The sequence below is a fragment of the Pantoea sp. PNT03 genome (assembly GCF_014852515.1).
In the GTDB taxonomy this organism is placed as follows: Bacteria; Pseudomonadota; Gammaproteobacteria; order Enterobacterales; family Enterobacteriaceae; genus Pantoea; species Pantoea leporis.
In genome coordinates, this window is record NZ_JACVBT010000004.1 from 575,896 (window position 1) to 599,779 (window position 23,884).

A 23,884-nucleotide genomic window follows, 5' to 3' on the forward strand; every position below is an offset into this window, starting at 1 on the left:
TCCTCAGTCAGCGGCAGGCCGGATGGATAGGGTTTGCCAGCGAAAGGGAACGTTCGTTAGCGTGATTCCAGGAATTTTATGAGCAAGAGCACTGCTGAGATCCGTCAAGCGTTTCTCGACTTTTTTCATAGCAAGGGACATCAGGTTGTAGCCAGCAGCTCCCTCGTACCGAACAACGACCCGACTTTGCTGTTTACCAATGCCGGGATGGTCCAGTTTAAAGACGTTTTCCTCGGTCAGGATAAGCGCGACTATGCGCGTGCAACGACGTCGCAGCGCTGTGTGCGTGCCGGCGGCAAGCATAACGACCTCGAAAACGTGGGCTACACGGCACGTCACCACACCTTCTTTGAAATGTTGGGCAACTTCAGCTTTGGTGATTACTTCAAGAAAGAAGCGATCGCTTATGCATGGGAACTGCTGACGGGTGAGCAGTGGTTCAAGCTGCCTAAAGAGCGCCTGTGGGTGACCGTCTATGAAACAGACGATGAAGCCTTCGAAATCTGGGCTAACGATATTGGTGTGCCGCGCGAGCGCATTATCCGTATCGGTGACAACAAAGGCAGCGCTTTCGCATCAGACAACTTCTGGCAGATGGGCGACACCGGACCTTGCGGTCCATGTACCGAAATTTTCTTCGATCACGGCGATCATATCTGGGGCGGCCCACCGGGCAGCCCGGAAGAAGATGGCGATCGTTACATCGAGATCTGGAACATCGTCTTCATGCAGTTCAACCGTCAGGCCGACGGCACCATGGAGCCGCTGCCTAAACCGTCAGTGGATACCGGCATGGGTCTGGAGCGTATTGCTGCCGTGTTGCAGCACGTTAACTCCAACTATGAAATCGATCTGTTTGCCAAACTGATCAAATCAGTTGCGCAGGTAACTGGCGCAACCGATCTGGATAACAAGTCGCTGCGCGTTATCGCTGACCATATTCGCTCTTGTGCCTTCCTGATCGCCGATGGCGTAATCCCATCGAATGAAAACCGCGGCTATGTGCTGCGTCGCATTATTCGTCGCGCGGTACGTCACGGCAATATGCTGGGTGCGAAAGAAGCCTTCTTCTACAAGCTGGTTGCGCCACTGATTGAAGTGATGGGAGCTGCAGGCGAAGACCTGAAGCGTCAGCAGAAGCATGTTGAAAACGCGCTTAAAAACGAAGAAGAGCAGTTTGCCAAAACGCTGGAGCGTGGACTCGCGCTGCTGGATGAGGAATTGGCCAAGCTGCAGGGCGATACGCTTGATGGCGAAACGGTGTTCCGTCTGTACGATACCTTCGGTTTCCCGGCGGATTTGACCGCTGACGTGTGCCGTGAGCGCAATCTGAAGATTGATGAAGCGGGTTTTGAAGCCGCGATGGAGCAGCAGCGTCAGCGTGCGCGTGAAGCCAGCGGTTTTGGTGCCGACTATAACAATGTCATTCGCATTGATGCCGCAACCGACTTTAAAGGCTATGACCATCTGGAACTGAACGCGACAGTCGAAGCACTGTTCGTCGACGGTCAGCAAGTTGAGCAGATCAGCGCGGGTCAGGACGCGGTGGTCGTGCTGGACGAAACGCCGTTCTACGGCGAGTCAGGTGGACAGGTTGGCGATACCGGCGTGCTGGCTGGGCAGAATGCTGAATTTAGCGTTCAGGATACACAGAAGTATGGTAAAGCGATTGGTCATATCGGTAAGCTGAGCAGCGGTCAGTTACGCGTTGGTGACCGTTTGCATGCGGAGGTTGATGAAACGCGTCGCGCGCGCATCCGTTTGAATCACTCCGCCACGCACTTACTGCATGCAGCACTGCGTCAGGTGTTGGGTGATCATGTAGGACAGAAAGGCTCGCTGGTTAACGATAAATATCTGCGTTTCGATTTCTCTCATTTTGAAGCCATGAAACCGCAGGAAATCCGTCAGGTCGAGGATATTGTCAACGCGCAGATTCGCCGCAACCTTGTCGTTGAGACCGAAATCATGGATCTCGATGATGCAAAACAGAAGGGCGCAATGGCGCTGTTTGGTGAGAAATACGATCAGCGCGTACGTGTGCTGACCATGGGCGATTTTTCTACCGAACTCTGTGGTGGTATTCATGCGCTGCGTACCGGTGATATTGGCCTGTTCCGCATTCAGTCGGAATCGGGCACTGCTGCAGGTGTACGCCGCATTGAAGCCGTAACGGGCGAAGGTGCGTTGGCGCAAGTGAATGCGCAGAGCCAACAGTTGCTGGATGTGGCGCAATTGGTGAAAGCCAATAGCAGTAACCTGAATGAGAAAGTGCGCGGCTTAGTTGATCACGTCCGCGCGCTGGAAAAAGAGTTGCAGCAACTGCGCGATCAGCAAGCTGCGCAGGAAAGCGCGTCACTGAGCAGTAAGGCGATTGACGTTAAAGGCACGAAGTTGCTGGTCAGTGAACTGAGCAACGTTGAGCCGAAAATGTTGCGTACCATGGTTGACGATCTGAAGAACCAGTTAACGTCTGCCATTATCGTGCTGGCAACGGTTGATGATGGCAAAGTTTCATTGATTGCTGGCGTGACCAAAGATCTTACTGACCGTGTAAAAGCCGGCGAGCTGATTGGCGAACTGGCCTCTCAGGTTGGTGGTAAAGGCGGTGGTCGCCCAGATATGGCTCAGGCCGGCGGTACAAATCCGCAGGCGCTAGCGGGCGCGCTGGCAGGCGTGCAGGAATGGGTCAGTAACCGACTGTAACGTATAAAACTTCGCATTGTGATAAGCGCCAGAAGCCCGTTTTCTGGCGCTTTTTTAACGCGGTGCACACCAGGTAATGACAAAGTCCGGTTGATGTAGTGTATTTCGGCTAAACTAACTATCAGCAGAATGTATTGGCATGGCGAAGCACAATGGTGTATTTGTCATAGGCATTGTTCAGCGTTATATGATGGATACGGCCGGGAGACCGAACAAGCCCGACTCTTTTAATCTTTCAAGGAGCAAAGAATGCTTATTCTAACTCGTCGAGTTGGTGAAACCCTCATGATTGGCGATGAGGTGACTGTAACGGTGCTGGGTGTAAAAGGTAACCAGGTCCGCATTGGGGTTAACGCGCCTAAAGAAGTTTCGGTACATCGCGAAGAGATCTATCAGCGTATTCAAGCCGAAAAAACTCAAGCCTCGAGTTACTAACGGATTCAGCGCCTCGCTCCTGAGCGAGGCGCTACCGGTTTTTCCTCTCCAGTCCCGCACATCTCACGCTTTTCGCTCTCAATTCCCAATTCTTTTAACGCCCCTTTCTGTTCTCCAGCAGGCTTTCTTTGTTGATAAATCACTCTTTTTGTCGCTAAAGCATCCGAATTGAGTGTCATTTGTGCAATCAAACAAAAGGCTGGAAATAAATGTTTGACTTATAAGTCCGGGAAAGTAATATGTGCGCCACGCAGTGCCGATGAGCAGAAACAAGTTCAGAAGCACGGTTCGGAAGAACGCGTAAGGTGAGGTGGCCGAGAGGCTGAAGGCGCTCCCCTGCTAAGGGAGTATGCGGTCAAAAGCTGCATCCGGGGTTCGAATCCCCGCCTCACCGCCATTTCCGATGCATCCATAGCTCAGCTGGATAGAGTACTCGGCTACGAACCGAGCGGTCGGAGGTTCGAATCCTCCTGGATGCACCATTCGGAAAGGTGAAGTAAGAGTGAACGAGCAGTTCCTTTCATGGTGAGTTGTTAGCACCCTGCGTTGTACAAGAATTAACTCGATGCATCCATAGCTCAGCTGGATAGAGTACTCGGCTACGAACCGAGCGGTCGGAGGTTCGAATCCTCCTGGATGCACCATTCTTCGTATCATCCTCAGGTTGTTTCAGTTAGTCCATCGTAAGAAAACCTCAATGCATCCATAGCTCAGCTGGATAGAGTACTCGGCTACGAACCGAGCGGTCGGAGGTTCGAATCCTCCTGGATGCACCATTCCTCTTCAAACTTCTCAAAATTTTCTTCAGCAGTAACTCAATGCATCCATAGCTCAGCTGGATAGAGTACTCGGCTACGAACCGAGCGGTCGGAGGTTCGAATCCTCCTGGATGCACCATCTCTTCTTCGATACCTTTCTGTTTTTGACTCTCAGTTTCTGAATCCTGCAGCAATCAAATCAACTTGTAAAAAAATCGCTGAATTTACCGGCGTTTATCCACGGCATTGCACTCTGACCTTTTTCTGAAAACGAAAAAAACTAATGCTTTCAAAGCATTTGCGGTTAAGCGTGCCTGGCGACAACCTGAGCGCATTACGCTAAAGTAATGGCTCATTTTGTTGTGCTCGATGGAGTGACAATGTACGACCAATATGACGCCCTGATTTTCGATATGGACGGCACAATTCTGGATACTGAGCCGACACATCGAAAAGCCTGGCAGCAGGTGCTTGGCCGCTATGGTTTCACCATGGATGAAGAAAAAATGGTGGGCTTCAATGGCGCTCCAACCTGGCAACTGGCGCAGTTCATTCTTGAGCAGAACAATGCAACGCACGATCCGCATCTGCTGGCGGCGGAAAAAACCGCTGCACTGAAAGCGATGTTGCTGGATGACGTGCGTCCGCTGCCGTTGATGGACGTGGTAAAGGCTTATCATGGTCGCCGTCCGATGGCGGTGGGCACCGGCAGTGAACACAGCCTGGCAAAAGCCTTACTCGAAGAGTTAGGTGTTTACCACCTGTTTGATGCGGTGGTCGGAGCGGATGACGTACAGCGTCATAAGCCGCAGCCGGATACCTTTTTACGCTGCGCTGAATTAATGGGTATCGCACCCGAGCGCTGTGTAGTGTTTGAGGATGCTGACTTCGGCGTACAAGCCGCCAAAGCAGCAGGCATGGACGTGGTTGATGTCCGTTTACTGTGAATGAATTTCTGACCTATGGATCGTTATTCGGCAGCAGCTTTCTTAGCGCGACTCTGTTACCGGGAAGCTCGGAAGCGGTGCTGGTTGCACTGCTGATCGCCCAAAAAGGTTCGGTTTATGGATTGTTATTGGCTGCATCAGTGGGAAACACGCTGGGTGGCCTGACCAACATTCTTCTTGGTCGCCTGATGCCGCCAAAAGGGCAAGGGCGATGGCACGACACAGCAATGACGTGGTTACACCGATTAGGACCTGCAGCGCTGATTTTTAGCTGGCTGCCGGTAGTGGGCGACTTACTCTGCGTACTCGCAGGTTGGTTGCGCTTTGCCTGGCTGCCTTCAGTGCTGTTCCTCGCCATTGGTAAAACGCTGCGTTATATCGTTATCGCGACCGCCACATTGCAAACAATGCAATGGTGGCATTGATTCGCACAGATTCGAGGCTACGGCTAACATTATGCTGAACAAAAATAAATTATTAACACAGCGGGAGGTTAACGTGATCCCGGACGTATCTAAGGCACTTTCCTGGCTGGAGGCGCATCCTGACGCGTTAAAAGGTATCGGCCGTGGTATTGAGCGCGAATCATTACGCGTAAAACCCGATGGTCACCTGGCAACCACAGGACATCCTGAGTCACTCGGTTCGGCGCTTAAGCATGATTGGATCACCACCGATTTTGCCGAAACGCTGATGGAGTTCATCACGCCAGTTGATCAGAGCATCGATCGCTCACTGGCGTTTCTGCGCGATATTCACCGTCATGTGGCGCGTGAGTTAGGCGAGGAGCGCTTGTGGCCTTTCAGCATGCCGGGCTTCATTGATGACGTTGATAGCATCGAGTTGGCGCAGTATGGCAGCTCGAACATTGGCAAAATGAAAACGCTGTATCGTCAGGGGCTGAAGAATCGCTACAGCGCGCTGATGCAGATTATCTCTGGCGTGCACTACAACTTCTCGTTGCCGCTGTCGTTTTGGCAGGAGTGGGCGGATGTAAAAGATGCCGAAAGCGGCAAAGAGACCATCTCTGCCGGCTATCTGCGTCTGATTCGTAACTACTATCGTTTTGGCTGGGTTATTCCGTATCTGTTCGGTGCATCGCCAGCGATTTGCTCCTCGTTCTTGCAAGGGCGCGAGAGCAATCTGCCGTTTGAAGGTGATGGCAAGGGTACGCTGTGGCTGCCTCACGCCACCTCACTGCGCCTGAGCGACCTTGGTTATACCAACAAATCGCAGAGCGGTTTGGGTATCACTTTTAACTCGCTGGAAGGTTACGTTGCAGCACTGAAGGCAGCGATTAAAACGCCGTCGGAAGAGTATGCCGCCATGGGCACCAAAGACGCCGATGGCAACTGGCTGCAGTTGAACACCAATGTGCTGCAAATTGAAAACGAGCTGTACGCGCCGATTCGTCCGAAACGCGTTACGCGTTCAGGCGAGGCACCATCTGATGCGCTGCTGCGCGGCGGTATTGAATACATTGAAGTGCGTTCGCTGGACATTAACCCATTCTCCGCGATTGGCGTAGATGCCGATCAGGCGCGCTTCCTCGATCTGTTCCTGATTTGGTGTACGCTGGCTGATGCGCCAGAAATGAGCGCGGATGAGCTGCTGTGTACGCGCAAAAACTGGAACCGCGTGGTGATGGAAGGGCGTAAGCCTGGCCAGGTCATTGCTGTAGGTTGCAGCGAAAAAGAACACACGCTGGTTGAAGTGGGTAAAGCGCTGTTTGCTGATCTGCGTCGCGTGGCGGAAGTGCTCGACAGCAATCACGGCAACACGCAATATCAACAGGTTTGCGATCAACTGGTGGCATCTTTCGACGATCCTGAGCTAACCTATTCGGCGCGCATCCTGCATGCGATCAAAGAAAACGGTTTGACCGGCGCGGGCGTGGCATTGGCAGAGCAATATCGTCATCTGCTGTGTGAAGAGTCGTTAGAGATTCTGACTGAAGAAGATTTTAGTCGTCAGGCGCTAGAGTCGGTGCAGGCACAAGAGAAGCTGGAACAGAGCGATACGCTGGATTTCGAAAGCTACCTTGCGGGTCGCGAAGGCTAGAAAAGAAAATGGCCACATCAATGTGGCCAAAATAAACATCTCTGTTGTCAGGGATGATGATAACAAATGCGCGTCTTTCATATATTCAGACGCTGGACGAACAGAAAAGTTTCATCGTTTTAAAAAAAATCTCAAAACAGGAGGTGACGTATGCCACTACTGGATAGTTTTACTGTTGATCACACCATCATGGGCGCACCTGCAGTACGCGTAGCAAAAACCATGAAAACTCCGCATGGCGATACCATCACCGTTTTCGACCTGCGTTTTTGCCGTCCGAATATTGATATTCTGACTGAGCGTGGCATCCATACGCTGGAGCACCTGTTTGCTGGCTTCATGCGTAATCATCTGAATGGTGATGGCGTTGAAATCGTCGACATCTCGCCAATGGGTTGCCGCACCGGCTTCTACATGAGTTTGATTGGCACGCCTGACGAGCAGCGTGTAGCGAAAGCCTGGAAAGGCGCGATGGAAGATGTTCTGAAAGTCAAAGAGCAGGGCCAGATTCCAGAGCTGAACGAATACCAGTGCGGCAGCTACAAACTGCACTCACTGGATGAAGCGCAGCAGATCGCGCGCAATGTGCTGGCGCACGACATCGGCGTGAACCGCAACGAAGATTTGAAGCTGCCAGCGGAAAAGCTGAAAGAGCTGCACATCTAGTGAGACACCATGAAAAACGCCGCGATTATCGCGGCGTTTTTGTTTACAGGCTTCAGGAGCCGATGGAGGATTTCAGTGCGTGGTGTGGCGTAATGCGCACCTGCTTCACCATGTTGTCCTGCACATCAAGGATATCGATATCGTAGGCGCCAATCGTAACGCGGGTATCGACCAGCGGAATCTCTTCCAGTGCTTCCAGCAGCATGCCGTTAATGGTGCGCGCATCCTCTTCCGGTAACGTCCAGTTAAAGGCTTTATTGATTTCACGCACATTGGCGCTGCCTTCAATCAATACCGAACCATCATTTTGCGGCATGACTTCTTCGGCCAGCGACGGCGACATGGAGGTGGTGAAATCGCCGACGATCTCTTCCAGAATATCTTCAATCGTCACTAAGCCTTTAACATCGCCATATTCATCAACCACCATGCCGACTTTCTTTTTGTTGCGCTGAAATTTAACCAGCTGCACGTTAAGCGGCGTGCCTTCCGGTACATAGTAAATCTCATCAGCAGCACGCAGCAGGCGATCTTTGTTGAACTCTTTCTTCTCGGTCATCATGCGCCAGGCTTCACGCACGCGCAGCATACCAACACAGTCATCCAGCGAGTCACGGAACAGGACGATACGCCCATGCGGCGAATGACTCAGCTGGCGCTCAATCGATTTCCAGTCATCATTGACGTTGATGCCGACGATCTCATTGCGCGGCACCATGATGTCATCCACGCTGACTTTCTCCAAATCGAGCACTGACAGCAGCATGTCCTGATTACGCCGCGACATCAGCGAGCGCGACTCATGCACAATGGTGCGCAACTCTTCTTTGCTTAACGCCGAACTGATGGAACCGTCGGTTTTAATGCCCACCATGCGCATCAAAATGCGGGTAATGGTATTCAGCAGCCACACCAGCGGCAGCATCACATACTGCAGCGGAGCCAGTAACACGCTGCTGGGATAGGCCACTTTTTCTGGATAGAGCGCCGCGACCGTTTTCGGCAGCACCTCGGCAAAAACCAGCACGACAAAAGTCAGAATGCCGGTAGCAATCGCTACGCCAGCATCGCCATACAGGCGCATACCGACAATGGTGCCGAGTGCGGAGGCGAGAATATTAACGAGGTTGTTGCCGATTAAAACCAGGCTGATCAGGCGGTCGGGACGACGCAGAAGTTTTTCTACCCGACGCGCGCCGCGATTGCCGCTTTTGGCTTTATGGCGCAGTTTGTAGCGATTAAGCGTCATCATGCCGGTCTCTGAACCGGAGAAATAGGCAGAGACCAGCACCATGATGACCAGCGTAATGATCAGCGTGGTGGTTGAAACGTGTTCCAACACAAAATCCTTAGTGAGAGGTGAGCAGGTGCTGAAGCACGCGGCTGCCGAAGTAGGCCATGGTTAGCAGCAATGCGCCGCCACAGTTAAACCACACGACGCGGCGTCCGCGCCAGCCTTCACGATAGTGTCCCCAAAGCAGAACGATGTAGACAAACCAGGCAATGATGGAGAGAACAGCTTTATCCACATTCTCAGCGCTAAACAGGTTATGCATGAAGAGCAAACCGGTGCACAGCACCAGCGTCAACAGCACAACGCCAATCTGCGTGATGTGGAACATTTTGCGCTCAATGCTGAGCAGCGGCGGCATATCCTGAGTGAAAGCCAGTTTCTTATTTTTCAACTGGTAATCAATCCACGCCAGCTGCAGCGCATACAGTGCCGCGATGATCAGCGTGGCATAGGCAAACAGCGACAGACCGATGTGAACCATCATGCCCGGCGTGGTTTCCAGATGCGTAATAAAGGCATTGGGCACAAAGGTAGCAAAGGCCAGATTAATCAATGCAAAGCTGTAAACAATCGGCAGCAGCAGCCAGCCACGATTGCGCGAGGCGACAATTGTCATGATGGCGCAGATCAGCAGGCTAACCAGCGAGCCGATATTAAGCAGGCTGAGGTTTTGCCCGTTATCAACAGCAAAAATGCGCTGCTGCAGAGCAACGGCGTGCGCAATCAGCGCCACGCAGGCAGAAAGCACAGCAAAACGACGCCAGCCACCGTTGCGTTTAAGCAGGCTGGGAATGATCAATGCAAGGCTGAGGGAGTAGGCGAACAGCGCCACGATCGCGAAAACGAACATAGATCCTTTCAGGTATCGGTCAGATAAGGAAAAAAGCAGTATAGCGCCAGCAGCAGCAGGCTCCAAACGATCTGACGGTCAATTGCAGAGATCGCTTCGTCTTCGTGTTATAATCCGCCGCATTGTGTCGCCTATGGCGGCCTCGCTACGGTTCTAAGTGAGAGAGCATGTTTGATAATTTAACCGATCGTTTGTCGCAAACCCTGCGCAATATCAGCGGCCGCGGAAGGCTGACTGAAGACAACATCAAAGACACGCTGCGTGAAGTCCGCATGGCGCTGCTGGAAGCTGACGTTGCGCTGCCGGTAGTGCGTGAATTTATTAATCGCGTGAAAGAGGCCGCCGTTGGCCACGATGTGAACAAAAGCCTGACGCCAGGCCAGGAGTTCATCAAAATCGTGCGCAACGAACTGGTTGCGGCGATGGGCGCTGAAAATAATGCGCTCAATCTGAATGCTCAGCCGCCAGCCGTGGTGCTGATGGCAGGTTTGCAAGGTGCTGGTAAAACCACTAGCGTGGCGAAACTGGGTAAATTCTTGCGCGAGAAGCATAAGAAGAAAGTGTTGGTAGTTTCTGCTGACGTTTATCGCCCTGCGGCGATCAAACAGCTGGAAACCCTGGCTGGCCAGGTCGGCGTGGATTTCTGTCCGTCCGATCTGAGTCAAAAGCCGGTCGATATTGTTCAGAACGCGCTAAAACAAGCCAAAGTGCAATTCTACGATGTGCTGCTGGTGGATACCGCCGGTCGTTTACACGTCGATGAAGCGATGATGGACGAAATCAAACAGGTACACGCCGCGATAAATCCGGTGGAAACCCTGTTTGTGGTCGATGCCATGACCGGTCAGGATGCCGCCAACACTGCGAAAGCCTTCAACGAAGCGCTGCCGCTGACCGGTGTGATCCTGACTAAAGTCGATGGTGATGCGCGCGGTGGTGCGGCGCTGTCGATTCGTCACATTACCGGCAAGCCAATCAAATTTATGGGGATGGGCGAAAAGACCGAAGCGCTGGAAGCTTTCTATCCAGAGCGTATCGCGTCGCGCATTCTTGGCATGGGCGATGTTCTGTCGCTGATCGAAGATATCGAAAGCAAAGTTGACCGCGATCAGGCGGAGAAACTGGCGAAGAAACTGAAAACCGGCGACGGTTTTGATCTCAACGACTTCCTTGAGCAGTTGAAGCAGATGCGTAACATGGGCGGCATGGCGAGCCTGATGGGCAAACTGCCGGGCATGGGGCAACTGCCTGACAACGTGAAATCGCAGATGGATGATAAAGTGCTGGTCCGCATGGAAGCCATCATCAATTCGATGACGCGTAAAGAGCGTGAGAAGCCAGAAATTATCAAGGGGTCGCGCAAACGTCGTATTGCGTTGGGCTCAGGCATGCAGGTGCAAGATGTCAATCGACTGCTGAAACAGTTCGATGATATGCAGCGCATGATGAAGAAAATGAAGAAAGGCGGCATGGCCAAAATGATGCGTGGCATGAAAGGTATGATGCCGCCTGGATTCCCTGGTCGCTAAGGCGGCCGTCATAAAGCCGGAAATTTGGCACGCTTAGGTTGCTTTTTGCGCCAAAATGAGTAAAATTTTCGGGCTTTTTATATCGCGCTCGGGCCCCGTTCCTCGATGGGGCCCGAGCGCTTTATTAACTAATGAGGATGTTATGGTAACAATTCGTTTGGCACGTCACGGCGCTAAAAAGCGTCCGTTCTATCAGGTCGTCGTCACTGACAGCCGCAATGCTCGTAACGGTCGTTTCATCGAGCGCGTAGGTTTCTTCAACCCGATCGCTTCTGGTCAGGCTGAAGGTCTGCGTCTGGATCTGGACCGTATTGAGCACTGGGTTGGCCAGGGCGCAACGCTTTCTGATCGCGTTAACGCGCTGATCAAAGAAGCAAAGAAAGCAGCTTAATCTGTCACGGTGGTGAGCATGAGCATTAAACCTGCCGGGCAGCCTCCCGTTAACCCGATTGTATTGGGAAAAATGGGCGCGGCTTACGGAATTCGGGGTTGGCTCAAAGTGTTTTCCTCCACTGAAGACGCTGAAAGCATCTTCGACTACCAACCTTGGTTCATCCAGCGTGCCGGTAAATGGCAGCAGGTCGAACTCGAGGGCTGGAAGCACCACAATCAGGACCTGATCATCAAAGTCAAAGGCATTGACGATCGGGACGCTGCGGCACAGTTGACCAATTGCGAAATTACGGTCGACTCCACGCAGCTGCCAGCGCTGGAAGCAGGCGATTACTACTGGAAAGACCTTATGGGAATGAAAGTAGTGAACCTCGAAGGCTACGAGATGGGCAAAGTCATTGATTTGATGGAAACCGGATCGAACGACGTTCTCGTCGTTAAGGCAAACCTGAAGGATGCATTCGGTGCGCAAGAGCGGTTAATCCCGTTTCTTGATGAACAGGTTATCAAGAAAGTCGATCTCTCTACTGGCCTTATTGAAGTAGATTGGGATCCTGGTTTTTGATCTCCGGACAATCCGGTAACGTAACGGCGAACGCGATGTGGATTGGTGTTATTAGCCTGTTTCCAGAGATGTTTCGCGCTATTACCGAGTACGGGGTAACTGGCCGGGCAGTAAAAAATGGCCTGCTCGACATTCAAAGCTGGAGTCCTCGTGACTTCACGCATGACCGGCACCGTACCGTGGACGATCGTCCTTACGGCGGCGGACCGGGAATGTTGATGATGGTGCAACCCTTACGGGACGCCATCTCCGCAGCGAAAGCAGCGGCGGGAGAAGGTGCTAAGGTGATTTATCTTTCACCTCAGGGACGCAAACTGGACCAACAGGGCGTTTGCGAACTGGCGACCCATCAGAAGTTGATTCTGGTGTGTGGTCGCTACGAAGGGATAGATGAGCGCGTGATTCACACTGAGATTGATGAAGAATGGTCAATCGGTGATTACGTGCTCAGTGGCGGTGAGCTGCCAGCCATGACGTTGATAGACTCGGTCGCGCGGTTTATTCCCGGCGTACTGGGAAAACAGGCGTCAGCCGATGAGGATTCGTTCTCGGATGGTTTGCTGGATTGCCCGCACTACACCCGACCTGAAGTGTTAGAAGGGATGGAAGTTCCGCCAGTTTTACTGTCGGGCAACCATGCCGATATTCGCCGCTGGCGCCTGAAACAGTCGTTAGGCCGTACCTGGCTAAGAAGACCTGAACTTCTGGAAAACCTGGCTCTGACTGAAGAGCAAGCACGGTTGCTAAATGAGTTCCAGCGTGAACATCAGCAGCAACAAAACGATGAGGCGGGAGAGTAATCTTCCCTCACTATCAGTTTACCCAGGATAAGAGATTTAATTATGAGCAACATTATCAAGCAACTTGAACAAGAGCAGATGAAGCAGGACGTACCTTCATTCCGTCCGGGTGATTCCGTGGAAGTGAAAGTATGGGTCGTTGAAGGTTCTAAGAAGCGTCTGCAGGCATTCGAGGGCGTGGTTATCGCTATTCGTAACCGCGGTCTGCATTCTGCATTCACTGTTCGTAAGATTTCTAACGGCGAAGGTGTTGAGCGCGTCTTCCAGACTCACTCTCCAGTAATTGACAGCATTGCTGTTAAACGTCGTGGTGCTGTGCGTAAAGCCAAACTGTATTACCTGCGTGAGCGTACCGGTAAGTCAGCTCGTATCAAAGAGCGTCTTGGCGCGTAAGCGACTTCTCAAAGTTAATAGCAAACAAGGGGTTGGCCATTTGGCCAGCCCCTTTTTTTATGGGCGTATAAGGGCGCAGGATCATTCTTAAGGTGGACAGTATGTGTTTCCTGAAAACAATGAAAATCAAAATGTTATACCAAACTTTTAGTTGAGAGCATCATCAGAACATAATTGAATGTAACCTTTAGTTTACACTTTCACTCTACCGTCAATTCAATTATGTGTTTGATTTTAATGGTTATTTTAATATCACCTGTGTTTTTTATTTGATGTGGTAATAAATGTGTACATGGGTGGATTGCAACCTGTACAGGGTGTGATAAAGTAAGCGCCATCCTCAGTGAGGATCCCAAACCGCATAAACGAGTGAAAAGGATCGCAATCATGCAAAAAGACGCGCTGAACAATGTGCATATCGCCGACGAACAAATTTTGATTACCCCGCAAGAGCTGAAAGCCAAATTCCCGCTCACTGCGGCGCAGGAAACGCAAATTGCGTCTTCTCGCCAAACCATTGCTGATATTATTGCGGGCCGCGATCCGCGTCTGTTGGTGGTTTGTGGTCCTTGTTCGATTCACGATACTGAAGCCGCACTTGCCTATGCCCGTCAGTTGCAATCTCTCTCTGCACAGTTGAAGGATCAGCTGTACATCGTTATGCGCGTTTATTTTGAAAAACCTCGAACCACCGTCGGCTGGAAGGGGTTAATCAACGATCCTTACATGAACAACTCGTTTGATATGGAAGCTGGCCTGCATATCGCGCGTCAACTGCTGGTTAATCTCGTTGAGATGGGTTTACCGCTGGCGACCGAAGCGCTGGATCCGAATAGCCCGCAATATCTTGGCGATCTGTTTAGCTGGTCAGCGATTGGTGCGCGTACCACTGAATCACAAACCCACCGTGAAATGGCTTCAGGCCTTTCCATGCCGGTTGGTTTTAAAAATGGTACGGATGGCAGCCTGGGCACCGCGATTAACGCCATGCGCGCCGCCGCAATGCCGCACCGTTTTGTTGGCATCAATCAGGCCGGCCAGGTTTGCTTGCTGCAAACGCAGGGCAACCCAGATGGACATGTGATTCTGCGCGGCGGTAAAGCACCAAACTACGGTCCAGAAGATGTCGCTCAGTGTGAAAAAGAGATGCTGAAAGCGGGACTGCGTCCGGCCTTAATGATAGATTGCAGCCATGGTAATTCTAACAAAGACTATCGTCGCCAGCCTGGCGTAGCCGAATCGGCTATTGCGCAGATTAAAGATGGAAACCGTTCCATCATTGGCCTGATGTTGGAAAGCAACATTCATGAAGGCAACCAGTCTTCTGAACAGCCACGTAGCGAAATGAAATACGGTGTGTCCGTCACTGATGCCTGCATCAACTGGGAAACCACTGAAACATTGCTGCGTGAAATCCATCAGGATCTGCAGGGAGTGCTGTCGGCGCGTCTGTCACACGAGGTGTAATGAGTCATGGTGGCTGAACTGACCGCGCTGCGCGATCAAATCGATGAAGTAGATAAAGCACTGCTTGGGTTACTGGCAAAACGACTGGAGCTGGTAGCCGAAGTAGGGGAAGTTAAAAGCCGCTACGGTTTGCCGATCTATGTTCCTGAGCGTGAGGCCAGCATGCTGGCTTCACGCCGCCAGGAAGCTGAAGCGCTCGGCGTGTCGCCGGACTTGATTGAAGATGTATTGCGTCGTTTGATGCGTGAATCCTATGCGCATGAAAATGACAAAGGCTTCAAAACGCTCTGTCCGACATTGCGTCCGGTAGTGATTGTAGGTGGCCGCGGCCAGATGGGGCGTCTGTTTGAAAAGATGTTGACGCTTTCTGGCTATCAGGTCCGCATTCTGGATAAAGGCGATTGGGAACGCTCTGACGAGCTGCTGAAAAATGCGGGCATGGTGATCATCAGTGTGCCAATTCATCTGACCGAGCAAATCATCGGTGAGCTGCCGAAATTGCCAGAAGACTGCATTCTGGTCGATCTGGCTTCGGTGAAGAATCGCCCGCTGCAGGCGATGCTGGCCGCGCACACCGGACCGGTTCTGGGCTTGCATCCGATGTTTGGTCCGGACAGCGGCAGCCTGGCAAAGCAGGTTGTGGTTTGGTGTGATGGCCGTCAGCCGGAAGCTTATCAGTGGTTCCTTGAGCAGATTCAGGTTTGGGGCGCGCGGTTGCATCGTATCAGTGCCGTTGAGCACGACCAGAATATGGCGTTTATTCAGGCACTGCGTCACTTTGCGACTTTCGCTTACGGTCTGCATCTGGCGGAAGAGAACGTTAATCTGGATCAGCTGCTGGCGCTATCTTCACCGATATACCGCCTTGAACTGGCAATGGTTGGACGTCTGTTTGCGCAGGATCCGCAGCTTTACGCGGACATCATCATGTCCTCGGAGAGTAATCTGGCGCTGATTAAACGTTATTACCAGCGATTTGGCGATGCGATCAAACTGCTGGAGCAGGGCGATAAGCAAGCCTTTATCGATAGCTTTGAGCGCGTCGAACACTGGTTTGGTGATTACGCGAAACGCTTCCTGGTCGAAAGCAGAAGCATGCTGCGATCGGCGAACGATAGCCGGCAGTAAAAAACAAAAGGCATCCGTGAGGATGCCTTTTTGCTTAGAGGCGCGGCTCAACCGGCACCACATTCTCGCCTGGATAGCAGCCAAGAACTTTTAATGAACGGGTTAAGCCGCTCAACTCGGTTAACGCCAACTGCATATTTTCTGACTGCAGATTGCCCTGCACATCAATATAAAACATCTCTTCCCACGGATTGCCGTTGATGGGACGGTTTTCCAGTTTGCTCATGATGAGGCCGTGGTTACGTAATACCATCAGCGCTTCAACCAATGCGCCTGCTTGTTGACCCGTCGCCATGATCAATGTTGTTTTCGCCGGAACCTGACCCGAAACTTCAATCGCTTTACGTGCCAGCACGATGAAGCGCGTATGGTTCTGCTGTTGATTGGCCAGATTGCGTTCCAGCACCTGCAATCCATACAGCTCACCACCCGCTTCGCTACCCAATGCGGCAACCTTTGTTGAATTCATCGCTGCCACTTTCTCCATCGCTGCAGCGGTGCTTTCGGTGTATTCGATTTTCCACTGCGGGAAACGATTAATGAACTGGCTGCACTGCTGGAATGGCTGTGGATGGCTATATACCGTTTCGATCTGCTGCAAATCGGTGCTGCCGTTGACCAGCACACAGTGCTCAATTGGAATGGTCAGTTCACCCACAATCGATAGCGTGGTTTGCTGAAGCAGATCGTAAACGTCGTTGATCGAACCAGAGCTGGTATTTTCAATCGGCATCACCGCGTAGTCCGCTTGTCCACTTTCCACCTGATGGATGATGTCATGGAATTTCAGGCAGCCGATCTCAACCATTGAATCAAAATGTCGGGTGGCGTATTTGCGCGCCGCAAGATGTGAGTAGGAGCCTTTCGGACCGAGGAAGGCAATGCGCGGCGCGTGAGCATGTGGATGGTTGAGATTCTTTTGCAACAAGGCTTGCTGAGTTAGAACCGAATCTTCAATCACCAACTGAAACAGGCGAGTGATGTAATGCGCATCAAGCTGATGCTTTTTACCCAGTGAAATTAAGTTTTCCAGCAGAGCGCGTTCACGCTCAACGTCGCGGATAGGGCGATGCGTTGCCAGTTTAGCCTGCGCAACTTCAACGGCCAGTATGCGACGCTCCGACAAAAGCGCTAAGAGTTTTTCATCAACGGCGCTGATTTTATCGCGTAATGCCAGCAGCGGATTTTCGGGATTCATAGGGCTCACCTGTAAAATGTCCAATAAAAAAGCCTCCCATTTGGGAGGCTTTGTTGTTCGTCTTCGCATTCATTTTCACATGACGAATCGCCTCCCAATCAGGGGAAGGTAAAAAAGAATGCGAAGAAGAACGGCAGATGTTTCATGGTTGTTTCCATAAATGAAGTGGCTTGAGAGTAACCGCAGTGATTTAAAGCTGTCAATAAAAAACGCGCCCGGAGGCGCGTTACTAAAGATGTTAGCTTATTCCGTAGGAAGAAAATCTTTCACACTGCTATTGGCGCGACGGGCTTCGGGTTTGTGTTGCGCTTTATTGAGTTGTCGCTCCAGCTTGGCAATCAAGTCATTGATGGCCGTATACATATCATCATGTTTCGCGCTGGCAACCAGCGTTCCGTTAGGCGTATTGATGGTGGCATCAGCCACAAACTCCTTCGGCTCTTTCGATAACACAATGTGAGGGTTTATCAGATGTGTTTGCCATTTTTCCAGCTTGGCGAGACGCTCTTCAACGTGGTTACGGATGGCCTCGGTGATTTCCATTTGTTTGCTGGTAATGTTCAGAATCATAGTTAAACCTCTCTGTCATTTCCGTGTGGGTAGGTCCAGCATACCGCGGAAATCAAGAAAATGTGTGATCTAAATCACATTGAAATGTCACTTTTTGTCAATGCCGCTTAATTGTGAGAAAGGCCGGGAAAGTGGCGGGAAATACTTGAAGACGACTGGGGAAGGGCGCATGATTGACTGGATAACTGCAGCGATAAATCTGTAAAACTGCTGGATTATCCACAAAGTGACATAAAAAAAGCAGCCTCATGGGCTGCTTTTTTGTGGGTGTAATAATCAGGACTGATTATTTGCCGCAATGATTTTTGCCACTTTGTCGGCTTCAGCCGTCAACTGCAGCTGGCGGTAAGCATTCTCCATCAACGGTAACGCTTCATGGGTCGCCTCAGTATCCGGATAATCCTTCATCATTGTTTCCACGCGGTTAACAACAGCGACATAGGCACCGCGCTTGGTATAGAATTGCGCCACCGAGAGTTCATACTTCGCCAGGCGCTCTTTCAGGAATGCCAAACGTTTCTGCGCATCCGCAGCATATTGGCTGTTTGGATAACCGCGCAGTAATTGCGAGAAGTCACGGAAAGCATCACGAGCGTGCGTCGGATCACGATCGGAACGATCGATACCGAAGAAGCCCTGCAGTGCAGAATCGTCCAGCGCCATATCCGTCAGACCTTTCATATAGATGACATAGTCGATATTCGGATGGGTTGGATTCAGACGCATAAAGCGAGAAATAGCGGCTTGCGCCAGTGGCAGATCGGCATTTTTGTAATACGCGTAGATCAAATCCAGCTGTACTTGCTGCGAGTAAGGACCAAACGGATAGCGGTTATCCAGTGCTTCCAGTTGCTTAATCGCCGCTTTAAAGTTACCGTCCTGCAGCTTTTGCTGGGCCGTGGCGTAAATTTCAGACGGCGGGCTGTCCGGGACTGGATCTGATGAGCCAGAACAACCCACAAGCGCCAGGCTCAGGCTCAGTGTGGCAGCAGCCACCAGATGTTTCATACGCGTCATGACGAAATGATTATCCTCAAAGTGTTGTAGCAGAAGCTGTCCGTATAGCTCCCAGTTATGACCAGGTACGATAGCACATTATATTAAACGGCATCGCCGTGAAAACCCAACGTTAACGAAGAAGCTGTATATGGCACAACAAGTTCAACTCACCGCAACGGTGTCCGAAGCACAGCTTGGACAACGCTTAGATCAGACTTTGGCAGAATTGTTCCCTGATTATTCACGTTCTCGCATAAAAGAATGGATTCTTGAGCGCCGAGTCAGCGTCAACGGCACTATCATCGATAAACCAAAAGAAAAAGTTTTTGGCGGTGAGCATGTCTCGATTGATGCTGAGATCGAAGAAGAGCAACGCTGGGAAGCGCAAAACATCCCACTGAATATCGTCTATGAAGATGACGACATTCTGGTCATTAACAAACCTCGCGGTTTGGTGGTACATCCTGGCGCCGGTAATCCTGATGGCACAGTGCTTAACGCACTGCTTTATCACTATCCACCGATCGCTGACGTACCTCGTGCAGGCATTGTTCATCGTCTGGATAAAGATACCACCGGTTTGATGGTGGTCGCGAAAACCGTTCCTGCGCAAACGCATCTGGTTGAAACGCTGCAGCTGCGCGAAATCACGCGTGAATATGAAGCGGTGGCTATTGGCACCATGACTGCGGGCGGTACGGTGGATCAGCCCATGGCGCGCCACTCAACCAAACGTACGCACATGGCGGTGCACCCGATGGGTAAACCGGCAACCACGCACTATCGCATCATGGAGCATTTTCGTGCCCATACGCGTTTGCGTTTGCGTCTCGAAACCGGTCGTACCCATCAGATCCGTGTGCATATGGCGCATATTAACCATCCGCTGGTGGGCGATCCGCTGTACGGTGGCCGTCCACGCCCGCCAAAAGGGGCATCTGAAGCTTTCATCACTACGCTACGGGGTTTTGATCGCCAGGCGCTGCATGCCACGATGTTACGTCTCTATCACCCAATCACCGGTATTGAGATGGAATGGCATGCGCCGTTGCCGCAGGATATGGTCGATTTAATTGATGCGCTGAAAGCCGATACCCTTGAATTCCGCGATCAGATGGATTGGCTATGAGTGAATGGATCATCCCGGATTGGCCTGCGCCGCAGCATGTTCGGGCATGTTCCACCACGCGTTACGGCGGCGTCAGCGCTGCTCCATGGGATTCGTTGAATCTTGGTGGGCATGTTGGCGACGCTGAGGCGCAGGTTGCTCAGAATCGTCAACGCCTGGTTGAACAACTGACGTTACCTGCAATGCCGCAATGGCTGGATCAGATCCATGGTCAAGTGGTTGCGCGTTTACCCGCCAGCGATCCGCTGCCGCGCGCTGATGCCGCAATCACGCGTGAAAGCGGGGTTGTTTGCGCAGTGATGACGGCGGATTGTTTGCCGGTGCTGTTCTGCAGCAAGGATGGCAGTGAAGTCGCTGCAGCACATGCCGGTTGGCGTGGACTCTGTAATGGCGTGCTGGAACAGACGTTGTCGCAGTTTCACTGCGCGCCAAATGACATTCATGCATGGCTTGGTCCGGCAATTGGGCCGCTGGCATTTGAAGTTGGCTCGGAAGTCAGAACGGCATTTATGGCCCATGATTCACAAGCGGAAGAGGCTTTCCGCCCGGCGGGTAACAAATACTTTGCCGATATTTGGCTGCTGGCGCGTCAGCGTCTGCAGGACGCCGGCGTGCATTCCATCAGCGGTTCAACGCGATGTACCTTCCATGAGCGCGATGATTTTTTCTCCTACCGACGCGACGGAATCACCGGGCGTATGGCAACTTTGATTTGGCTGAGATAACCTTACGCCACAAGACGGTCCAGTTAGCGTATTTTTTGCTCACAACTCAGGTCATTAACCTTGAAAAATTTGAGGGATGACCTCATTTAATCTCCAGTAGCATTTTGACCTGTAATGGGAGGAATTATGCGTCTGGATCGTCTTACTAATAAATTTCAACTGGCACTTGCCGATGCACAGTCCCTTGCTCTGGGACATGACAATCAATTCATTGAACCCCTTCATTTGATGAGCGCATTGCTCAACCAGGAAGGCGGATCGGTGCGTCCGTTGCTCAGCGCAGCGGGTGCCGACGTGGCTGGCCTGCGTACCAGCATTGAACAAGCGATTAATCGACTACCTCAGGTTGAAGGCACGGACGGCGATGTGCAGCCATCCGCCGATCTGATTCGGGTACTCAATCTGTGCGACAAGCTGGCGCAAAAGCGCGGCGACAACTTTATATCATCTGAATTATTTGTTTTGGCGGCCCTCGATTCACGTGGCTCGCTGGCTGATCTTTTGAAATCAGCTGGCGCGACTCCGGAAAAACTCTCTGCGGCCATCGAGCAAATACGGGGAGGAGACAGCGTGAACGATCAAGGGGCTGAAGATCAGCGTCAGGCATTAAAAAAATACACCATCGACCTTACAGAGCGTGCCGAACTCGGCAAGCTGGATCCGGTTATTGGTCGTGATGAAGAAATTCGCCGCACCATTCAGGTGTTGCAGCGTCGTACCAAAAATAACCCGGTGCTGATTGGTGAACCCGGCGTCGGTAAAACGGCTATCGCCGAAGGTTTAGCGCAGCGCATCATCAATGGCGAAGTACCGGAAGGGCTGAAAGGCCGTCGCGTGCTGGCTCTGGATATGGGTTCGCTGGTGGCGGGCGCCAAATATCGCGGTGAATTTGAAGAGCGCCTCAAAGGCGTGCTTAGCGATTTGGCGAAGCAGGAAGGCAACGTCATTCTGTTTATCGACGAACTGCATACCATGGTGGGCGCAGGTAAAGCCGATGGCGCCATGGATGCCGGCAACATGCTGAAACCCGCATTAGCGCGCGGTGAGTTGCACTGTGTCGGCGCAACTACGTTGAATGAGTATCGTCAGTTCATTGAGAAAGATGCGGCGCTGGAACGTCGTTTCCAGAAAGTCTTTGTTGCTGAGCCGAGTGTCGAAGATACCATTGCCATTCTGCGCGGACTGAAAGAACGCTATGAGCTGCACCATCATGTGCAGATCACCGATCCGGCGATTGTGGCTGCGGCGACGTTGTCGCATCGTTACATCTCCGATCGTCAGCTGCCGGATAAGGCCATCGACCTGATAGACGAAGCGGCCTCAAGCATTCGTTTGCAGATGGATTCGAAGCCTGAGTCCCTTGATCGCCTTGAGCGCCGCATCATCCAGTTGAAACTTGAGCAGCAGGCGCTGAAGAAAGAGTCTGATGACGCCAGCGTGAAGCGTCTGGAAATGCTGGAAAGTGAACTTGACCAGAAAGAGCGTGAATATGCTGAGCTGGAAGAGGAGTGGAAAGCGGAAAAAGCCTCATTAACCGGCACGCAGAACATTAAAGCCGAGCTGGAACAAGCGCGCCTGACGATGGAGCAAGCCCGTCGCGTTGGTGACCTGGGTCAGATGTCTGAGCTGCAGTACGGTAAAATTCCGGAGCTGGAGAAACAGTTAGCCATCGCTACGCAGTCTGAAGGTAAAACCATGAAGCTGTTACGTAATCGCGTAACGGATGTGGAGATTGCCGATGTACTGGCGCGTTGGACCGGAATTCCTGTCGCACGCATGATGGAAGGCGAGCGCGACAAGTTGCTGCGTATGGAGCAGGAACTGCATTCACGCGTCATCGGCCAGAACGAAGCGGTAGAAGCGGTTTCGAATGCGATTCGTCGTAGTCGTGCCGGCTTGTCCGATCCGAATCGTCCAATTGGTTCCTTCCTGTTCCTCGGACCAACGGGGGTAGGGAAAACCGAGTTGTGTAAAGCGCTGGCTAGCTTCCTGTTCGATAGCGATGACGCGATGGTGCGTATTGATATGTCCGAGTTTATGGAAAAACACTCGGTGTCGCGGCTGGTGGGTGCACCTCCGGGATATGTCGGCTATGAAGAGGGCGGTTATCTGACCGAAGCGGTACGTCGTCGGCCTTATTCGGTGATTCTGCTGGATGAAGTGGAGAAGGCGCATCCTGATGTGTTCAACATTCTGTTGCAGGTGCTGGATGATGGTCGCTTAACCGACGGACAGGGCCGTACGGTCGATTTCCGCAATACCGTGGTGATCATGACCTCGAACCTTGGCTCCGATCTTATTCAGGAACGTTTCGGTTCTCTGGACTATGCGGAGATGAAACAGGTGGTGATGACGGTTGTGGGGCAGCATTTCCGCCCAGAGTTTATCAACCGTATCGATGACATGGTGGTGTTCCACCCATTGGGCGAAAAACACATTGCTTCAATTGCGCAGATTCAGCTGCAACGTTTGTATAAACGTCTTGAGGAGCGTGGCTATCAGCTGCATATCTCCGATGAGGCGCTCAAACTGCTCGGCGAGAATGGCTACGATCCGGTTTATGGTGCGCGTCCATTGAAACGTGCTATTCAGCAGCAGATTGAAAACCCGCTGGCTCAGCAGATTCTTTCTGGTGCCCTGGTTCCGGGAAAAACCATCGAAATGGATGTAAAAGACGATGTGATTGTTGCTCATCAGTAATCACTTCTGATTAAAACGGGCCTGCAGGCCCGTTTTTTTTGGCCTTTTGCAAGAATTAGCTGCTTTTTGCAACGTATAGCCTGGAAAGTGAGCGGTCGCGCGAAAACTTCAAATTAGCACTTGTCAGCTGAAATGAACTCCCTATAATGCGCCACCACTGAGACGGCAAAGCGGCAACGCAGACGGCTCGGCAGGGAGTGAAGAAATTCATCCCGCCGGATGAAAACGCTGAAAAAAGTGTTTGACTCCGAAGGAGAGTAGCGTAGTATACGCCACCTCGCGACAGGCGGTTCAGCCGCTGTTCGCAACGCTCTTTAACAATTTATCAGACAATCTGTGTGGGCACTCGCAGGATTGATATCAGCGTCTCCGGACGCAAAAAATATCAAAGCCTCACGAGTGAACACATAATGAAATTCATTATGACGTTTTACAGATGAGCATCGCTGAACTTGTTTCAGCAAATCAAACTTAAATTGAAGAGTTTGATCATGGCTCAGATTGAACGCTGGCGGCAGGCCTAACACATGCAAGTCGAACGGTAGCACAGAGAGCTTGCTCTCGGGTGACG

The 23,884-nt window shown here is 51.8% G+C and carries 22 protein-coding genes, 5 tRNA genes, 1 rRNA gene and 1 other annotated feature; of the genes, 22 read left to right on the plus strand and 6 right to left on the minus strand.

Annotated elements, in window-relative coordinates:
- The first annotated feature begins 78 nt into the window (after positions 1–78).
- From alaS to luxS, 11 genes are all read left to right on the plus strand, one after another.
- Positions 79–2,706 (plus strand): alanine--tRNA ligase, encoded by a 2,628-nt coding sequence (gene alaS / locus IB226_RS17095; RefSeq protein ID WP_192236522.1) that lies wholly within the window; start codon positions 79–81, stop codon positions 2,704–2,706.
- Positions 2,707–2,955: 249 nt separating this feature from the next.
- Positions 2,956–3,141, plus strand: a complete 186-nt coding sequence (csrA, locus tag IB226_RS17100; protein WP_008104508.1) for a carbon storage regulator CsrA — start codon at positions 2,956–2,958, stop codon at positions 3,139–3,141.
- Between the two features lie 304 nt (positions 3,142–3,445).
- A tRNA-Ser gene (locus IB226_RS17105) sits at positions 3,446–3,538 on the plus strand.
- Positions 3,539–3,546: 8 nt separating this feature from the next.
- Positions 3,547–3,623, plus strand: a tRNA-Arg gene (locus IB226_RS17110).
- Positions 3,624–3,708: 85 nt separating this feature from the next.
- Positions 3,709–3,785: transfer RNA gene (locus IB226_RS17115), tRNA-Arg, on the plus strand.
- A gap of 55 nt (positions 3,786–3,840) precedes the next feature.
- Positions 3,841–3,917 (plus strand) — tRNA-Arg (locus IB226_RS17120).
- Between the two features lie 44 nt (positions 3,918–3,961).
- A tRNA-Arg gene (locus tag IB226_RS17125) sits at positions 3,962–4,038 on the plus strand.
- Positions 4,039–4,279: 241 nt separating this feature from the next.
- Positions 4,280–4,846, plus strand: coding sequence for a fructose-1-phosphate/6-phosphogluconate phosphatase (gene yqaB / locus IB226_RS17130; RefSeq protein WP_008108985.1), 567 nt, complete (start codon positions 4,280–4,282; stop codon positions 4,844–4,846).
- Positions 4,843–5,271 (plus strand): YqaA family protein, encoded by a 429-nt coding sequence (locus tag IB226_RS17135; RefSeq protein WP_061719953.1) that lies wholly within the window; start codon positions 4,843–4,845, stop codon positions 5,269–5,271. The genes yqaB and IB226_RS17135 overlap by 4 nt, the downstream gene beginning before the upstream one ends.
- Positions 5,272–5,302: 31 nt before the next feature.
- A complete protein-coding gene (gene gshA, locus IB226_RS17140; RefSeq protein WP_110868328.1) occupies positions 5,303–6,907 on the plus strand; it encodes a glutamate--cysteine ligase in 1,605 nt (534 codons plus the stop codon).
- Between the two features lie 150 nt (positions 6,908–7,057).
- Positions 7,058–7,573, plus strand: a complete 516-nt coding sequence (gene luxS, locus IB226_RS17145) for an S-ribosylhomocysteine lyase (protein ID WP_192236523.1) — start codon at positions 7,058–7,060, stop codon at positions 7,571–7,573.
- A gap of 52 nt (positions 7,574–7,625) precedes the next feature.
- Here luxS and IB226_RS17150 read toward each other — a convergent pair whose 3' ends face one another.
- Positions 7,626–8,912: an HlyC/CorC family transporter gene (locus IB226_RS17150; RefSeq protein WP_176973518.1), complete on the minus strand. Its 1,287-nt coding sequence runs from the start codon at positions 8,910–8,912 to the stop codon at positions 7,626–7,628.
- Between the two features lie 10 nt (positions 8,913–8,922).
- Positions 8,923–9,717 carry an inner membrane protein YpjD gene (locus IB226_RS17155; RefSeq protein WP_008108993.1) on the minus strand — a complete coding sequence of 265 codons (795 nt, stop codon included), beginning with the start codon at positions 9,715–9,717 and terminating at the stop codon, positions 8,923–8,925.
- A 167-nt stretch (positions 9,718–9,884) separates the two neighbouring features.
- Between IB226_RS17155 and ffh the strand changes: the two genes are divergently transcribed.
- The 7 genes from ffh to tyrA all read left to right on the plus strand — a co-directional run bounded on the left by ffh (position 9,885) and on the right by tyrA (position 15,992).
- Entirely contained in the window at positions 9,885–11,246 is a 1,362-nt protein-coding gene (gene ffh / locus IB226_RS17160; protein WP_101762624.1) for a signal recognition particle protein, read from the plus strand.
- 142 nt (positions 11,247–11,388) lie between these two features.
- The gene (gene rpsP / locus IB226_RS17165; RefSeq protein ID WP_007893313.1) at positions 11,389–11,637 is read left to right on the plus strand and encodes a 30S ribosomal protein S16; all 249 of its coding nucleotides are present in this window, start codon (positions 11,389–11,391) and stop codon (positions 11,635–11,637) included.
- An 18-nt stretch (positions 11,638–11,655) separates the two neighbouring features.
- Complete coding sequence (gene rimM / locus IB226_RS17170) at positions 11,656–12,204, plus strand: ribosome maturation factor RimM (RefSeq protein WP_008108998.1); 549 nt, start codon at positions 11,656–11,658, stop codon at positions 12,202–12,204.
- A gap of 35 nt (positions 12,205–12,239) precedes the next feature.
- Entirely contained in the window at positions 12,240–13,004 is a 765-nt protein-coding gene (trmD, locus tag IB226_RS17175; RefSeq protein ID WP_192236546.1) for a tRNA (guanosine(37)-N1)-methyltransferase TrmD, read from the plus strand.
- A 42-nt stretch (positions 13,005–13,046) separates the two neighbouring features.
- On the plus strand, positions 13,047–13,397 hold the full coding sequence (gene rplS / locus IB226_RS17180) for a 50S ribosomal protein L19 (protein ID WP_007893316.1): 351 nt from the start codon (positions 13,047–13,049) through the stop codon (positions 13,395–13,397).
- 387 nt (positions 13,398–13,784) lie between these two features.
- Positions 13,785–14,864: a 3-deoxy-7-phosphoheptulonate synthase gene (locus IB226_RS17185; RefSeq protein WP_192236524.1), complete on the plus strand. Its 1,080-nt coding sequence runs from the start codon at positions 13,785–13,787 to the stop codon at positions 14,862–14,864.
- 6 nt (positions 14,865–14,870) lie between these two features.
- Complete coding sequence (tyrA, locus tag IB226_RS17190; RefSeq protein WP_192236525.1) at positions 14,871–15,992, plus strand: bifunctional chorismate mutase/prephenate dehydrogenase; 1,122 nt, start codon at positions 14,871–14,873, stop codon at positions 15,990–15,992.
- 34 nt (positions 15,993–16,026) lie between these two features.
- On the opposite strand, the gene pheA is transcribed toward tyrA, so the two are convergent.
- From pheA to bamD, 4 genes are all read right to left on the minus strand, one after another.
- Complete coding sequence (gene pheA, locus IB226_RS17195) at positions 16,027–17,190, minus strand: bifunctional chorismate mutase/prephenate dehydratase (RefSeq protein ID WP_192236526.1); 1,164 nt, start codon at positions 17,188–17,190, stop codon at positions 16,027–16,029.
- Between the two features lie 22 nt (positions 17,191–17,212).
- Positions 17,213–17,337 (minus strand) — a sequence feature (Phe leader region).
- Complete coding sequence (pheL, locus tag IB226_RS17200) at positions 17,289–17,336, minus strand: pheA operon leader peptide PheL (RefSeq protein WP_100703679.1); 48 nt, start codon at positions 17,334–17,336, stop codon at positions 17,289–17,291. Its footprint overlaps the feature before it by 48 nt.
- Positions 17,338–17,433: 96 nt before the next feature.
- Complete coding sequence (gene raiA, locus IB226_RS17205) at positions 17,434–17,760, minus strand: ribosome-associated translation inhibitor RaiA (protein WP_008109009.1); 327 nt, start codon at positions 17,758–17,760, stop codon at positions 17,434–17,436.
- 276 nt (positions 17,761–18,036) lie between these two features.
- Positions 18,037–18,777: an outer membrane protein assembly factor BamD gene (gene bamD, locus IB226_RS17210; RefSeq protein WP_008109011.1), complete on the minus strand. Its 741-nt coding sequence runs from the start codon at positions 18,775–18,777 to the stop codon at positions 18,037–18,039.
- A 130-nt stretch (positions 18,778–18,907) separates the two neighbouring features.
- On the opposite strand from bamD, the gene rluD reads away from it, so the two are divergent.
- From rluD to IB226_RS17230, 4 genes are all read left to right on the plus strand, one after another.
- Positions 18,908–19,888 (plus strand): 23S rRNA pseudouridine(1911/1915/1917) synthase RluD, encoded by a 981-nt coding sequence (gene rluD / locus IB226_RS17215; RefSeq protein ID WP_008109013.1) that lies wholly within the window; start codon positions 18,908–18,910, stop codon positions 19,886–19,888.
- Entirely contained in the window at positions 19,885–20,613 is a 729-nt protein-coding gene (gene yfiH / locus IB226_RS17220; RefSeq protein WP_192236527.1) for a purine nucleoside phosphorylase YfiH, read from the plus strand. The genes rluD and yfiH overlap by 4 nt, the downstream gene beginning before the upstream one ends.
- Before the next feature lie 126 nt (positions 20,614–20,739).
- A complete protein-coding gene (gene clpB, locus IB226_RS17225) occupies positions 20,740–23,313 on the plus strand; it encodes an ATP-dependent chaperone ClpB (RefSeq protein WP_192236528.1) in 2,574 nt (857 codons plus the stop codon).
- A gap of 473 nt (positions 23,314–23,786) precedes the next feature.
- Positions 23,787–23,884 (plus strand): 16S ribosomal RNA (locus tag IB226_RS17230); the annotation flags it as partial.